This window comes from Burkholderia sp. MSMB1826 (assembly GCF_001526325.1).
In the GTDB taxonomy this organism is placed as follows: domain Bacteria; phylum Pseudomonadota; class Gammaproteobacteria; order Burkholderiales; family Burkholderiaceae; genus Burkholderia.
This window is the reverse complement of record NZ_LOYN01000022.1, coordinates 162,301-176,613: the sequence shown is the minus strand read 5'-3', so window position 1 is coordinate 176,613 and position 14,313 is coordinate 162,301. Positions and strand designations below refer to the sequence as shown.

General features: G+C 67.1%; 12 protein-coding genes. 11 read left to right on the top strand and 1 reads right to left on the bottom strand.

Annotated features, from left to right (window positions below; all coding sequences use genetic code 11):
• The first annotated feature begins 16 nt into the window (after positions 1 to 16).
• From WS95_RS12990 to WS95_RS12940, 11 genes are all read left to right on the top strand, one after another.
• Positions 17 to 706: an ABC transporter permease gene (locus WS95_RS12990; RefSeq protein ID WP_006488734.1), complete on the top strand. Its 690-nt coding sequence runs from the start codon at positions 17 to 19 to the stop codon at positions 704 to 706.
• Entirely contained in the window at positions 703 to 1,416 is a 714-nt protein-coding gene (locus tag WS95_RS12985) for an ABC transporter permease (RefSeq protein WP_059824169.1), read from the top strand. The genes WS95_RS12990 and WS95_RS12985 overlap by 4 nt, the downstream gene beginning before the upstream one ends.
• A 20-nt stretch (positions 1,417 to 1,436) precedes the next feature.
• Positions 1,437 to 2,237, top strand: a complete 801-nt coding sequence (locus WS95_RS12980) for an ABC transporter ATP-binding protein (protein WP_034206824.1) — start codon at positions 1,437 to 1,439, stop codon at positions 2,235 to 2,237.
• A 22-nt stretch (positions 2,238 to 2,259) separates the two neighbouring features.
• Positions 2,260 to 3,300, top strand: coding sequence for a GlxA family transcriptional regulator (locus tag WS95_RS12975; RefSeq protein ID WP_059782519.1), 1,041 nt, complete (start codon positions 2,260 to 2,262; stop codon positions 3,298 to 3,300).
• Positions 3,301 to 4,304: 1,004 nt separating this feature from the next.
• Positions 4,305 to 5,537, top strand: a complete 1,233-nt coding sequence (locus tag WS95_RS12970; protein WP_059824167.1) for an aspartate aminotransferase family protein — start codon at positions 4,305 to 4,307, stop codon at positions 5,535 to 5,537.
• Positions 5,538 to 5,567: 30 nt separating this feature from the next.
• A complete protein-coding gene (gene aruF, locus WS95_RS12965) occupies positions 5,568 to 6,620 on the top strand; it encodes an arginine/ornithine succinyltransferase subunit alpha (RefSeq protein WP_034206826.1) in 1,053 nt (350 codons plus the stop codon).
• Positions 6,617 to 7,648: an arginine N-succinyltransferase gene (astA, locus tag WS95_RS12960; protein ID WP_059824165.1), complete on the top strand. Its 1,032-nt coding sequence runs from the start codon at positions 6,617 to 6,619 to the stop codon at positions 7,646 to 7,648. Before aruF ends, astA begins: the two co-directional genes overlap by 4 nt.
• Positions 7,649 to 7,655: 7 nt before the next feature.
• A complete protein-coding gene (astD, locus tag WS95_RS12955; RefSeq protein ID WP_059824164.1) occupies positions 7,656 to 9,119 on the top strand; it encodes a succinylglutamate-semialdehyde dehydrogenase in 1,464 nt (487 codons plus the stop codon).
• A gap of 14 nt (positions 9,120 to 9,133) precedes the next feature.
• Entirely contained in the window at positions 9,134 to 10,474 is a 1,341-nt protein-coding gene (astB, locus tag WS95_RS12950) for an N-succinylarginine dihydrolase (protein ID WP_034206829.1), read from the top strand.
• Positions 10,475 to 10,481: 7 nt separating this feature from the next.
• Entirely contained in the window at positions 10,482 to 11,525 is a 1,044-nt protein-coding gene (gene astE / locus WS95_RS12945; RefSeq protein ID WP_059824162.1) for a succinylglutamate desuccinylase, read from the top strand.
• A 353-nt stretch (positions 11,526 to 11,878) separates the two neighbouring features.
• On the top strand, positions 11,879 to 12,673 hold the full coding sequence (locus tag WS95_RS12940) for an ABC transporter substrate-binding protein (RefSeq protein ID WP_006490898.1): 795 nt from the start codon (positions 11,879 to 11,881) through the stop codon (positions 12,671 to 12,673).
• Positions 12,674 to 12,763: 90 nt separating this feature from the next.
• Here WS95_RS12940 and WS95_RS12935 read toward each other — a convergent pair whose 3' ends face one another.
• Positions 12,764 to 14,290, bottom strand: coding sequence for an HDOD domain-containing protein (locus WS95_RS12935; RefSeq protein ID WP_059782528.1), 1,527 nt, complete (start codon positions 14,288 to 14,290; stop codon positions 12,764 to 12,766).
• Between the last annotated feature and the right edge of the window lie 23 nt (positions 14,291 to 14,313).

Here is a 14,313-nt window from a genome sequence, read left to right as displayed (position 1 = left end):
AATTCTGGAGACGCGCGTGTTCCTTTACGGCTTTGGTCCTGTCCTCTGGGCCGGCACCGTGCAGACCATCGAGCTGTCGGTGCTGTCGCTCGCCACTGCGGTGGCATTGGGACTGATCGGCGCGGTGGCGAAGCTGTCGCACAACCGGGTGCTGCGAGCGATCGCGACCGGTTATACGACGCTGATCCGCTCGGTGCCCGATCTTGTGCTGATGCTGCTGCTGTTCTACAGCATCCAGATCTGGCTGAACCAGTTCACCGACCTCGTCGGCTGGAACCAGATCGACATCGATCCGTTCGTGGCCGGCGTGCTGACGCTCGGCTTCATCTACGGCGCGTACTTCACCGAGACGTTTCGAGGCGCGTTCCTGTCGGTCCCGCGCGGCCAGCTCGAAGCCGGTGCGGCTTACGGGATGAGCGGCGCGCGCGTGTTCGCGCGGATCATGTTTCCGCAGATGATGCGCTTTGCGCTGCCGGGCATCGGCAACAACTGGCAGGTGCTCGTGAAGGCGACCGCGCTGGTGTCGATCATCGGTCTCGCGGACGTCGTGAAGGCCGCGCAGGACGCCGGCAAGAGCACGTTCAACATGTTCTTCTTCATTCTCGTCGCGGCGCTGATCTATCTCGCGATCACGACCGTCTCCAACCTCGTGCTGATCCAGCTCGAGAAGCGTTATTCCATGGGCGTGCGGCACGCAGAACTATGATCGAGATCCTCCAGGAATTCGGCAAGGCGTTCCTTTTCTGGGACGGCCAGCGCCTGTCCGGCCTCGCGGTGACGCTGTGGCTGCTCGTCGCATCGATTTCGCTCGGCTTCGTGTGCGCGGTGCCGCTCGCGGTCGCGCGCGTGTCGAGGAACAAGTGGGTGTCGATGCCCGTGCGCTTCTACACGTACGTGTTCCGCGGCACGCCGCTCTACGTGCAGTTGCTGCTGATGTACACGGGCATGTACAGCTTCGAGTTCGTGCGTTCGCACTCGCTGCTCGACGCGTTCTTCCGCAGCGGCTTCAACTGCGCGATCCTCGCGTTCGCGCTGAACACCTGCGCATACACCACCGAGATCTTCGCCGGGGCGATCCGTGCGATCCCACACGGCGAAGTCGAGGCGGCGCGCGCGTACGGAATGACGCCGTTCACGATGTACCGCCGCGTGATCCTGCCGTCGGCGCTGCGCCGCGCGCTGCCGCTGTACAGCAACGAGGTGATCCTGATGCTGCACGCGACGACCGTCGCGTTCACGGCGACCGTGCCCGACATCCTGAAGGTCGCGCGCGACGCCAATTCCGCGACCTACATGGCGTTCCAGTCGTTCGGAATCGCCGCGCTGATCTATCTTGCGGTATCGTTCGCACTCGTCGCGGCGTTTCGCCGCGCGGAGCGCCACTGGCTCGCGTATCTCGCGGCCGCCCGTCATTGAATTCACTCGAGGAGAGCCAGTTGGCCGAGATCACTCAAACGAGCGCGTCCGCTTCCGTGAAGCTTGCCGCGGTCGACATTCACAAGCGCTACGGCGACAACGAGGTGCTCAAGGGCGTGTCGCTGGACGCGAAGGCCGGCGACGTCATCAGCATCATCGGCGCGAGCGGCTCGGGCAAGAGCACGTTCCTGCGCTGCATCAATTTTCTCGAGCGGCCGAATGCGGGGCAGATCGTCGTCGACGGCGAGGCCGTGCGCACGAAGGCCGACAAGACCGGCGCGCTGGAGGTGGCCGATCACAAGCAACTGCAGCGCATCCGCACGAAGCTCGCGATGGTGTTCCAGCACTTCAACTTGTGGGCGCACATGAACGTGCTCGAGAACGTGATGGAAGCGCCGGTGCACGTGCTGGGCATTTCGAAGAAGGAAGCCGAGGAGCGTGCGCGCGAGTACCTGGAGAAGGTCGGCCTGCCGCCGCGCGTCGAGAAGCAGTATCCGTCGCATCTGTCCGGCGGCCAGCAGCAGCGCGTGGCGATCGCGCGTGCGTTGGCGATGCATCCGGACGTGATGCTGTTCGACGAGCCGACTTCCGCGCTCGATCCGGAACTGGTCGGCGAAGTGCTGAAGGTGATGCAGAAGCTGGCCGAGGAGGGCCGCACGATGATCGTCGTCACGCACGAGATGGGCTTCGCACGCAACGTGTCGAACCACGTGATGTTCCTGCATCAGGGGCGGACCGAGGAAGAGGGCGATCCGAAGGAAGTGCTGGTGCGCCCGCAGAGCGAGCGGCTCAAGCAGTTCCTGTCGGGCAGCCTCAAGTAACGCGACAGGGCAGGTTTCAACCGTGGTACCGGTGTCCCGTCCCGCAGGCGCCACCCGCACGACGCAGGTGGCGATCGTTGCATTGCCGCCCGTGTCGATGTCGGGTGTGGGTCCGATCGTCGATGCGTTGAACCTGGCGAACGAGATCGACGGGCGGCTTTTGTACCGCTGGCAGGTGTGTTCGTGGGACGGGCGGCCGGTGCCGCTCGCCGGCGGCGCGCAATGGCATGCCGATGCGGCGTTCAACGATGCGATCGCGTGCGACTGGTTGATCGTCGTGTCGGAGCGGTTTCAGCAGTTTGCCGATTACCGGTTGTTTCTCGCGAGTCTCGCCCGGGTCGGGCAGCGCACGCCGGTCGTGACCGGCATTCATCACGGCGTGTGGTGGCTCGCGATGGCGGGGCAGCTTTCCGGGTATCGCGTGAGCGTGAACTGGGAGACGTACCAGCAGTTCGCCGAACAGTTCGAGCGGTCGATCGTCACGCAGCAGATCTTCGAGATCGATCGCGACCGGGCGACCTGTGCCGGTGGGCAGGCGACCGTCGACTTCATGCTGGCGATGATCGGCCGGGAACATGGGGCGGATCTCGCGGAGCGGATTGCCGATGCGCTGGGGGTCGGGGCGCTGCGCAGCGGCGAGGAGCGGCAGCGGATTCCTTTCGTGACTGCGCCGGGCGAGCGGCATCCGCGGTTGAACGACGCGTTGCTGTTGATGGAGGCCAATGTCGAGGATCCGTTGACGACCGATGAGATCGCCGGGTTGGTCGGCGTGTCGCGCCGACAGCTCGAGCGGCTCTTTCGGCAGTATCTCGGGGCGATGCCCTCCAAGTATTACCTCAATCTTCGGTTGCTCAAGGCACGGACGCAGTTGCAGCGGACCAGCAAGTCGGTGGTGCAGGTGAGTCTCGCCTGTGGGTTCTCTTCTGCTGCGCATTTTTCCAATGCCTATCGGGAAAGGTTCGGCGTCACGCCGCGGGAAGATCGGCGAGCCTGGCTCGAGAAGCAGACCGGGGGCGGTAGCGAACCTCGCGGTGGGGCGCTCGTCGAGCGCGGGAAAGATTAGCGGTTTTTTGGGCCTTTTTTGCGTTTTCGGATTTGGGGCGGCCCGCCCAGCGGCGGCGTGAAGCACCTGTGATCGTGTCGGTCTATTAGCGTCGCCCCTGCGCGGGGCGGCGGTCACTTTTCTTTGTCTTGCCAAAGAAAAGTAACCAAAAGAAAGGCGCCCGACATCGCATGACCTCCCGGTGCCATGGCCATCAGAGTGGCCACCATCTAAGTGTCCGCGCCAGTCAGGACAACGGAGTGGTTCGAGCAATGGTTCTGACACCACTCACTACCCAACAAAGCGGTATACCATCCGCTAGCTCCGTCCTCGCTTCGCTCGGCCGACAGGTCCATCCCCACCATGCCGGCATTGCCCGTCCTCACCAGGGACCCACTGTATTTTCGATACGCAGGAAAGCCTCGCGAGAAAGGGGGGCGCATACATGCCTATCGGAGAACGCCGATCGTCGAACGACCTGCCCATATAAATGCCGAGAGCAGAAAGAGGGCTGGCACTGACAGTTCCTGGAGGAGCGCGAACGCACCGGCATGCCCTGAAGTACCTTGCAGCCGAGCGTAGCGAGGATGGAGCTAGCGGATGGTATACCGCTCCGTGGGGTAGTGAGTGGTGTCAGAACCATTGCTCGAACCACTTCGGGTTCGTGACTGGCGCGGACACTTTTGTGCGGACCACTCCGATGGCTATGGCACCGGGAGGTCATGCGATATCGAGCGCCTTTCTTTTGGTTACTTTTCTTTGGCAAGACAAAGAAAAGTGACCGCCGCCCCGCGCAGGGGCGACGCTAATAGACCGACGCGATCGCAGGTGCTTCACGACCAACCCGAGCGGACCCCCACAAGCTCCCAAAAATACGAACCAAGCCACGCCCCCCGCCCGAGAGGGCAAAATGACGCGCACTATCTGCTTCCGATAGAACCCGTCGCAATTCCGCAAGACGCTTGCGCCACCCTTACCTAAACTTGAACCTGTTGAACCCTCTTACGAAACCGAAAGGAACGACCATGACGACCTCGACCGTGACCCGCCAGACATTCGACGAAGTGATGGTGCCGGTATTTTCCCCCGCCCCGTTCGTGCCGGATCGCGCAGAGGGCTCCCGCGTGTGGGACACGGTCGGCCGCGAATACATCGATTTCGCGTGCGGCATCGCGGTGACGTCGCTCGGCCACGGCCACCCGGAACTGCTGAAGGTGCTCGACGAGCAAAGCCGCAAGCTCTGGCACATCGGCAACGGCTACACGAACGAGCCGGTGCTGCGCCTCGCGAAGCGCCTCGAATCGCTGACCTTCGCCGATCGCGCGTTCTTCGCGAACTCGGGCGCGGAAGCGAACGAAGCCGCGCTGAAGCTCGCGCGCCGCGTCGCGTTCGATCGCCACGGCGCCGACAAATTCGAAATCATCTCGTTCGTGCAGTCGTTCCACGGCCGCACGTTCTTCACCGTCAGCGTCGGCGGCCAGCCGAAGTACTCGGAAGGCTTCGGCCCGGTCCCGGCCGGCATCAAGCACCTGCCGTACAACGACATCGAAGCCGCGAAGGCCGCGATCGGCCCGCAAACCTGCGCCGTGATCGTCGAGCCGGTGCAGGGCGAGGGCGGCGTGATCCCGGCCGATCCGGCGTTCCTGAAGGCGCTGCGCGAAGCATGCGACGCCAACGACGCACTGCTGATCTTCGACGAAGTGCAAACGGGCGTGGGCCGCACGGGCCAGTTCTACGCTTACATGGACACGGGCGTCACGCCGGACATCCTCACGACCGCGAAAGCGCTCGGCAACGGCTTCCCGATCGGCGCGATGCTGACGACGAACGAACTGGCCGCGCACTTCAAGGTCGGCGTGCACGGCACGACGTACGGCGGCAACCCGCTCGCGTCGGCGATCGCGGACAAGGTCGTCGAACTGATCGGCGATCCGGCCTTGCTCGAAGGCGTGCGCGAACGCAGCGTGCGCCTGAAGGGCGCGCTCGAACGCATCAACGCGCGTTTCGGCATCTTCAAGGACGTCCGCGGCAAGGGCCTGCTGGTCGGCGCGGAACTCACCGCCGCATTCGACGGCCGCGCGAAGGACTTCGTCACCGCCGCCGCCGAGAACGGCCTGATCATGCTGATCGCCGGCCCGAACGTGCTGCGCTTCGTCCCGTCGCTGGTGATCCCGTTCGACCTGCTCGACGAAGGCACGAAGCGCTTCGAGAAGGCGGTCGAACACGTGCTCGCCGCACAGGAAGCCACCGCGCGCTGAGCGGCGCGCCCATCGCAGACAGGAACGACGATGCTATTTGTTCGCCCCGGCAAACTCACGGATCTCGATGCGCTCGCGCACATGGCGCGCACCGCGCAGCCGGTCCTGCACTCGCTGCCGCACGACCGCGCGGCGCTCGAAGCGCGCGTGGCGCTCTCCGAGGATTCGTTTCGCGCGGACGTCGACTTCGCCGGCGAGGAGTTCTATCTGTTCGTGCTCGAGGATTCGTCGACGGGCAAGCTGCTCGGCACGGCGAGCATCGTGGCCGCGGCCGGCTACTCGGAACCGTTCTACGCGTTCCGCAACGACGCACTGATCCACGCGTCGCGCGAGCTGCACGTGAACCGCAAGATCCACGCGCTCACGATGTCGCACGAGCTGACCGGCAAGAGCCGGCTCGCGGGCTTTTACGTCGATCCGTCGCTGCGCGGCGACGCGGCCGCGCACCTGATCTCGCGCGCCCGGATGATGTACATCGCCGCGAACCGGCGCCGCTTCACGCCGGAAGTCTTCACGCTGCTGCTCGGCGTGAGCGACGGCACCGGCGCATCGCCGTTCTGGGAAGCGGTGGGCCGCAAGTTCTTCGGCCGCGACTTCACCGACGTCGACATCGCATCGGGCGGCCGCAGCCGCACGTTCATCGCGGAAGTGATGCCGGCCTATCCGCTCTATGTGCCGCTGCTGCCGGAAGCCGCGCAGCGCGTGCTCGGCGAGCCGAACGAAACGGCGTTGCTCGCGTACGACATCCATCTCGAGGAAGGTTTCGAGCCCGACCGCTTCGTCGACATCTTCGACGCCGGCCCGGTGTTGACCGCGCAGGTCGACCGCACCGCGTGCGTGAAGCATGGCTCGGAGCGCGTCGTGCGCGAGGCCGCGCATCAGCAGGGCGACGTCGCGTACATGGTGTCGACGGGCAGCGGCGAATCGTTCCGCTGCGTGCTGGCCGACCTGCCGGGCGACGCGCACGATGCGCCGCTGGCCGGCGACGTGCGCGCGGCGCTCGATGTGAAGGAAGGCGATGTGGTGCGCTGCGTGCCGCTGCATCGCCGCAGCGATGAAGATTTGACGGGAGACGCAGCATGATCGTCGTTCGGGTCGTACAAACGGGCGACGTCGACGCGCTCGTGTCGCTCGCGCAGGAAACCGGGCCGGGCCTGACCACGTTCAAGCCCGACCGCGACGCGCTCGCCGCGCGCATCGAGCGTTCGCGCCGCACGCTCGAAGGCCGGGCCGCACCGGGTGAGGCCGGCTACTTCTTCGTGATGGAAGACTCGAAGACGGGCGACATCGCGGGCGTGTGCGGAATCGAAACGCAGGTCGGCCTCGAGCAGCCGTTCTACAACTATCGCGTGAGCACGGTCGTGCACGCGAGCCAGGAGCTCGGCGTGTGGACGCGGATGTCCGCGCTGAACATCTCGCACGACCTGACGGGCTACGCGGAAGTGTGCTCGCTGTTCCTGAGCCCGCGCTATCGCACGGGCGGCGTCGGCGGCCTGCTGTCGCGTTCGCGCTTCATGTTCATCGCGCAATTCCGCGACCGCTTTCCGGAGCGCATCTGCGCGGAACTGCGCGGCCACTTCGACGAGGACGGCACGTCGCCGTTCTGGCGCGCGGTCGGTTCGCACTTCTACCAGATCGATTTCAACGCGGCCGATTACCTCAGCTCGCACGGCCGCAAGTCGTTCCTCGCGGAACTGATGCCGCGCTACCCGGTGTACGTCGACCTGCTGCCGCAGGACGCGCAGGACGCGGTCGGCCTCACGCATCGCGACACGCTGCCGGCGCGCAAGATGCTCGAAGCGGAAGGGCTGCGTTACCAGAATCACGTCGACATCTTCGATGCGGGCCCCGTGCTCGAATGCCACGTCAACGACCTGCGCACGGTGCGCGAGAGCGTCGTCGTACCGGTCGCGATCGGCGTGCCCGATGCACGTGACGACGCGCCGAAGTCGCTCGTGTCGAACACGTCGCTCAACGATTTCCGCGTCGGCGTCGCGCCGGGCGTGGTCGCGAACGGCTCGTTCGTGCTGTCGGCCGACGATGCCGTCGCGCTCGACGTGAAGGCTGGCGACCCGGTCCGCGTGCTGCCGCTCAAAGTCAAACAGGGATAAACGAATCATGACGGAACTCTTCATCGACGGCGCCTGGACCGCAGGCTCGGGCCCCGTCTTCGCTTCGCGCAACCCGGGTACCGACGCTGTCGCGTGGCAGGGCGAAAGTGCGTCGGCGGCGGACGTCGACCGTGCGGTCGCGAGCGCGCGCCGTGCGTTCGCCGGCTGGTCGGCGCTCGACTTCGAAGCGCGCTGCGAGATCGTCCAGCGCTTCGCCGCGTTGCTCACCGAACGCAAGGAAGCGCTCGCGACCGCGATCGGCCGCGAGACGGGCAAGCCGCTGTGGGAGGCGCGCACCGAAGTCGCGTCGATGGCGGCGAAGGTCGGCATCTCGATCCAGGCCTACCAGGAACGCACCGGCGAGAAGCGCCAGGACATGGCCGACGGCGTCGCGGTGCTGCGTCACCGGCCGCACGGCGTCGTCGCGGTGTTCGGCCCGTACAACTTCCCCGGCCACTTGCCGAACGGTCATATCGTGCCGGCGCTGATCGCCGGCAACACGGTCGTGTTCAAGCCGTCCGAACTCGCACCAGGCGTTGCGCGCGCAACGGTCGAGGTATGGAAGGAAGCCGGGCTGCCGGCCGGCGTGCTGAACCTCGTGCAGGGCGAGAAGGATACCGGCATCGCGCTCGCGAACCATCGGCAGATCGACGGGCTGTTCTTCACCGGCAGCTCGGATACCGGCACGCTGCTGCACAAGCAGTTCGGCGGCCGTCCGGAAATCGTGCTCGCGCTCGAGATGGGCGGCAACAACCCGCTCGTGATCGGCGAAGTCGAGGACATCGACGCGGCCGTGCACCATACGATCCAGTCGGCGTTCCTGTCGGCCGGCCAGCGCTGCACGTGCGCGCGCCGCATCTTCGTGCCGCAGGACGCGTTCGGCGATCGCTTCCTCGCGCGCTTCGCCGACGTCACGTCGAAGATCACCGCCGACGTGTTCGACGCCGATCCGCAGCCGTTCATGGGCGCGGTGATCTCGGCACGCGCGGCCGCGAAGCTGGTCGACGCGCAGGCGCGCCTGGTCGAGCAGGGCGCGAAGCCGATCGTCGCGATGACGCAGCGCGATCCGCGCCTCGGCTTCGTGAACGCCGCGATCGTCGACGTAACGGGCGTCGCGAACCTGCCCGACGAAGAACATTTCGGCCCGCTCGCGCAGATCGTCCGCTATGCGACGTTCGACGACGCGATCGAGCGCGCGAACGACACGGCGTTCGGCCTGTCCGCGGGCCTGCTGGCCGACGACGCGAAGGTGTGGGAGCACTTCCGCCGCACGATCCGCGCCGGGATCGTCAACTGGAACCGGCCGACCAACGGCGCGTCGTCCGCCGCGCCGTTCGGCGGCACGGGCCGCTCGGGCAACCATCGCCCGAGCGCGTACTACGCGGCCGATTACTGCGCGTATCCGATGGCGTCGGTGGAAAGCACGCAACTGACTTTGCCCGCGAGCCTGTCGCCGGGCCTGCATTTCTGATCGAGGGAACGACGATGAACGCACAAGAAGCCAATTTCGACGGGCTCGTCGGCCCGACCCACAACTATGCCGGGCTGTCGTTCGGCAACGTGGCGTCGCTGAACAACGAGAAGTCGGCCGCGAACCCGAAGGCCGCCGCGAAGCAAGGGCTGCGCAAGATGAAGCAGCTCGCGGATCTCGGCTTCGCGCAAGGCGTGCTGCCGCCGCAGGAGCGGCCGTCGCTGCGCCTGCTGCGCGAGCTCGGCTTCTCGGGCAAGGACGCCGACGTGATCGCGAAGGCCGCGAAACAGGCGCCCGAGCTGCTCGCCGCGGCGAGCTCGGCGTCGGCGATGTGGACCGCGAACGCGGCCACCGTCAGCCCGTCGGCGGATACGAGCGACGGCCGCGTGCACTTCACGCCGGCGAACCTGTGCAGCAAGCTGCATCGAGCGATCGAACACGAAGCGACGCGCCGCACGCTGTCGACGCTGTTCGCGGACCCCGCGCACTTCGCGGTGCATGAAGCGCTGACGGGCACGCCGGCGCTCGGCGACGAAGGCGCGGCGAACCACACGCGCTTTTGCGCCGAATACGGCAAGCCCGGCATCGAGTTCTTCGTGTACGGCCGCGCCGAATACCGCCGCGGCCCGGAGCCGAAGCGCTTCCCGGCACGCCAGACCTTCGAGGCGAGCCGCGCGGTCGCGCATCGTCACGGGCTCGCCGAGGAAGCGACGGTCTACGCGCAGCAGGATCCGGACGTGATCGATGCGGGCGTGTTCCACAACGACGTGATCTCGGTCGGCAACCGCGATACGCTGTTCACGCACGAGCGCGCGTTCGTCAACAAGCAGGCGATCTACGACACGTTGACCGCCGCGCTCGACGCGCGCGGTGCGCGCCTGAACGTGATCGAGGTGCCGGACGCGGCCGTGAGCGTGAACGACGCGGTGACGTCGTACCTGTTCAACAGCCAGCTGCTGTCGCGCGCGGATGGGTCGCAGGTACTCGTCGTGCCGCAGGAATGCCGCGAGAACGCGAGGGTCGCCGCCTATCTCGACCAGCTCGCGGCCGGCAACGGCCCGATTCGCGACGTGCTCGTGTTCGACCTGCGCGAAAGCATGAAGAACGGCGGCGGCCCCGCGTGCCTGCGCCTGCGCGTCGTGCTGACCGAAGCGGAGCGCGCGGCCGTCACGTCGAACGTGTGGATCAACGATACGCTGTTCGCGTCGCTCGACGCGTGGATCGACAAGCACTATCGCGATCGCCTCGCACCGGAAGACCTCGCGGATCCGGCGCTGCTCGCCGAGTCGCGTACGGCGCTCGACGAGCTCACGCAGATCCTGCGCGTCGGGTCGCTGTATGACTTCCAGCGCTGAGGCACGGATGCCGGCCGTCGCGCTGCTCGACGATTTTCTCGCGTTCACGCTGGCCGGCGAGGCGCCGGCCGACCAGGGCGGCGTCTGCGCGGGCGGCGCGGTGCGCTGGCAATGGCTCGGCGACGGGCTGCTCGCGTTCGAACCGGCCGCGGCCGGCGCCGCGGCGCGCGCGAGCGTGCTCGTGTCGGCCGGCGTGCACGGCGACGAGACCGCGCCGATCGAGCTGCTGTCGCTGCTGGTGCGCGATCTGGCGTCGGGCGCGCTGCCGCTCGCGTGCCGGCTGCTCGTCGTGCTCGGCAACGTGCCGGCGATGCGCGCGGGCCAACGCTATTTCGACGACGACCTGAACCGGCTGTTCGGCGGTCGTCACGCGCAGGCGCCCGCGAGCCGCGAAGCGCCGCGCGCCGCGCAACTCGAAGCGGCGGCTTCCGCATTCTTCGCGGCGGCGCCGGCGGCCGGCGCACGCTGGCACATCGACATGCACACGGCGATTCGCGCATCGGTGTTCGAGCAATTCGCGCTGCTGCCGTACACGGGCACGCCGCCCACGCGCGCGATGGTCGAATGGCTCGGCGACGCCCGCATCGCGGCCGTGCTGCTGCATACGGCGAAAGGCAACACGTATTCGCATTTCACGGCCGAGCATTGCGGCGCGCTCGCGTGCACGCTGGAACTCGGCAAGGTGCGGCCGTTCGGCCAGAACGACCTGACGCGCTTCGCGCCGGCCGACCGCGCGGTGCGCAAGCTCGTGTCGGCGGGGGCGACGGACGTCGATGCCGCGGGCGGCCATCCGTCGCTGCCGCGCGTCTTCACGGTGATCGATCAGATCACGAAGCAGAGCGACGCGCTCGAGCTGTTCGTCGCGGCCGACGTCGCGAACTTCACCGCGTTCCCGCGCGGCACCGTGCTCGCGCAGGACGGCGACTATCGCTACACGGTGCAGCACGACGAGGAGCGCATCGTGTTCCCGAACCCGACCGTGAAGCCGGGGTTGCGCGCGGGCCTGCTGGTCGTCGATACGACGCGCGATACGCTGGCCGCACTCGTCTGATCGATGCGCGATCGGGCGGGCTGCTGCGCCTCGCGGCCCGCGCATGGTTCGCGATCCATTCATTTTTGCGATGACGCCCGCACGTCGTGCCCACGGCGTGGGCGCCGCGCTTGCGTATTTGCGACACCGTCTTGCAAGTTCGACAGGTCGCGTGGCGGCCGCCGGGCACGCAGCGCAGCATCGCGTATCGGCGGCCGCTTTGTCATATCGGGCCGCACGGATTGGTACAATCGCGGCCTTGCGACTGTTGCGTCGCATCACGGCGCGGCGTCGGCATTGCCGGGGTCATCCGACCCTGCGATGATGCATGCGCCCGTCGTTCCGGAACATTCGAGTATCGAGGAGAACACCTGATGAAGTTGGATTGGCGTAAAGTGGCCGCGCATGCGGTGGTGGCGGCATCGGCCGTGGCGGCAGGCAGCGCGTTTGCCGCGGATCTGAAGGAGATCCGGTTCGGCGTCGAGGCCTCGTACGCACCGTTCGAATACAAGACGCCCGACGGCAAGCTGACCGGCTTCGACATCGATATCGGCAACGCGGTGTGCGCGAAGCTGAAGACGAAGTGCGTGTGGGTCGAGAACGACTTCGACGGCCTGATCCCGGCGCTGCAGGCGCGCAAGTTCGACGCGATCAACTCGGACATGACGATCACCGACCAGCGCAAGCACGCGATCGCGTTCACCGACCCGATCTACACGATTCCGAACCAGCTGATCGCGAAGCAGGGCAGCGGCCTGCTGCCGACCCCGCAATCGCTGAAGGGCAAGCGCGTCGGCGTGCTGCAGGGCACGATCCAGGAAGCGTACGCGAAGAAGAAGTGGGCGCCGGCCGGCGTCGAAGTCGTGCCGTACCAGACGCAGGATCTGGCGTACGCCGATCTGAAGTCGGGCCGTCTCGACGCGACCTTCCAGGATTCGGAAGCCGGCTCGAAGGGCTTCCTGACGAAGCCGCAAGGCCAGGGCTTCGCGTTCGCGGGCGGCACGGTCAGCGACACCGAAATCCTCGGCTCGGGCGTCGGCTTCGGCCTGCGCAAGAACGACGCGGCGCTGAAGACCGCGCTCGATCAGGCGCTGAAGGAACTGAAGGCCGACGGCACGATCGACAACCTCGCGAAGAAGTACTTCAGCGTGCCCGTCACGCTCAAGTAAGCGTTTCGTTCGATCGCACGATGGTAAAAAACCGGCCGCCGATGCGGCCGGTTTGCTTTGGTGGAGCGCAAACGGCGGTGGGGCGGAGCGTCAGCCGGGCGGCGCGGGAAAGAACCGCCCGAGCTCGCGCGCGAGTTCGTTGAGCACGGCCATCTCCTGCTGCGAGATCTTGCGCGCGGGCTGCACGCCGGCCCAGTCGCCGTACAGCAGCGCGACGCTCGTGGCGCCGACGCGCACGGGCAGCAGCACGAACGCGCGCGTGTCGTCGAACGCGTCGAGATACCACGCGGGCAGGCGCTTCATCATCTTCGGCTCCTGCGCCTGCTCGATGAAGATCCCGACCGAGTTCGAGATCGCGAGATGAAACACGTCCGGCTCGAAGCGCTCGTCGAAGCGCAGCCGGTCGAGCGCCGTATCGACGCCGGGGCCGAAACCCAGACGCGCGGCGAACGTGCCGTCGTCGTGACGCACGAACATCACGGTGCGCGTGAAGGCGAGGCCGGCCAGCAGGCTTTCCGACGCGAGCGCGAGCACCGGCGTCAGCACGTGCTCGGACGGCAGCGCGCGCAGGTCCGCGAGGCCGGCTTCGAGGCATGCCTCGGGCTCGGCCTGCGCGCGCGCGATCGCATCGGCGTTCGCGCGCAGCTCGACGATCTCGCGCATCACGGTGTCGCTCGCTTCCTCGCGCGCGAGGCGCTCGGCGATCTCGACGAGCGCCGCGGGTTCCATGCCGAGTGTCGGGCTGCAGTGCAGCGCGAGCGCCGCGACGCGCGCGTCGCGCTGCGGGCCGGCCGGCAGCGCGAGCGCACCGGCGACGTCGGTCGAGCAGCGGCTCACCGCGCGCAGCCAGCGGATGCGATCGGCCGGGCCGCGATCGGCCGGGCCGTCGTCGGCGGCGACCGCCGGGCAGCAGCCGACGCCGTCATCGTCGAACGCGTCGGCACAGGTCGCGTGGCCGTCGTCGTTGGCCATCCCCGCGCGGATCACGTCGGGCAATCGCCAGCGCGCGGCCGCCTCGAGGCCGATCTCGTCGAAGCCGACGCCGAGCACCTCGGCGCAGGCGGCCGATTCGTCGCCGTTCAGCTCGGACGCGCGGCGGCGGATACGGTCCCATTCGCTGTCGAGATAGCAGACCACCAGCAGCTTGCCGACCTGGCGCATCAGCGTGCAGACGACGGCCTCCTCGCCCGCGCGCAGTTCGACGCGTTCGGTGAGCTTGCGCGCGACGCAGCCGGACAGCAGCGCGCGGTTCAGCTCCAGCTTCGCGTCGATGCGACGCGGCGTGCTCTGATGGAAATGGTCGACGAGCTTGAGTCCGACGACGAGATGGCCGACGGCGTCCATGCCGAGCACCATCAGCGCGCGAGTCACGGTGGTGATGTTGCCGCCGAACGCCATGTACATCGCGGAGTTCGCGAGGCGCAGCACTTTCTGCGTGAGCGCGAAGTCCGACAGCACGACGCGCACGAGCGCGGTGAAGTCGAGGTCGTCGTTCTTCATCGCGGCCATCGTCGCGCGCAGCGATTCCGACAGCAGCGGGAAATCGCCCCGTTCGTTCATCCGGGCCCACAGCTTGTCGAGCAGCGCGGTGCGGGGCAGGTGTTCGGTGATTGACATACGGATCTGTTCGGTTCGCCGCG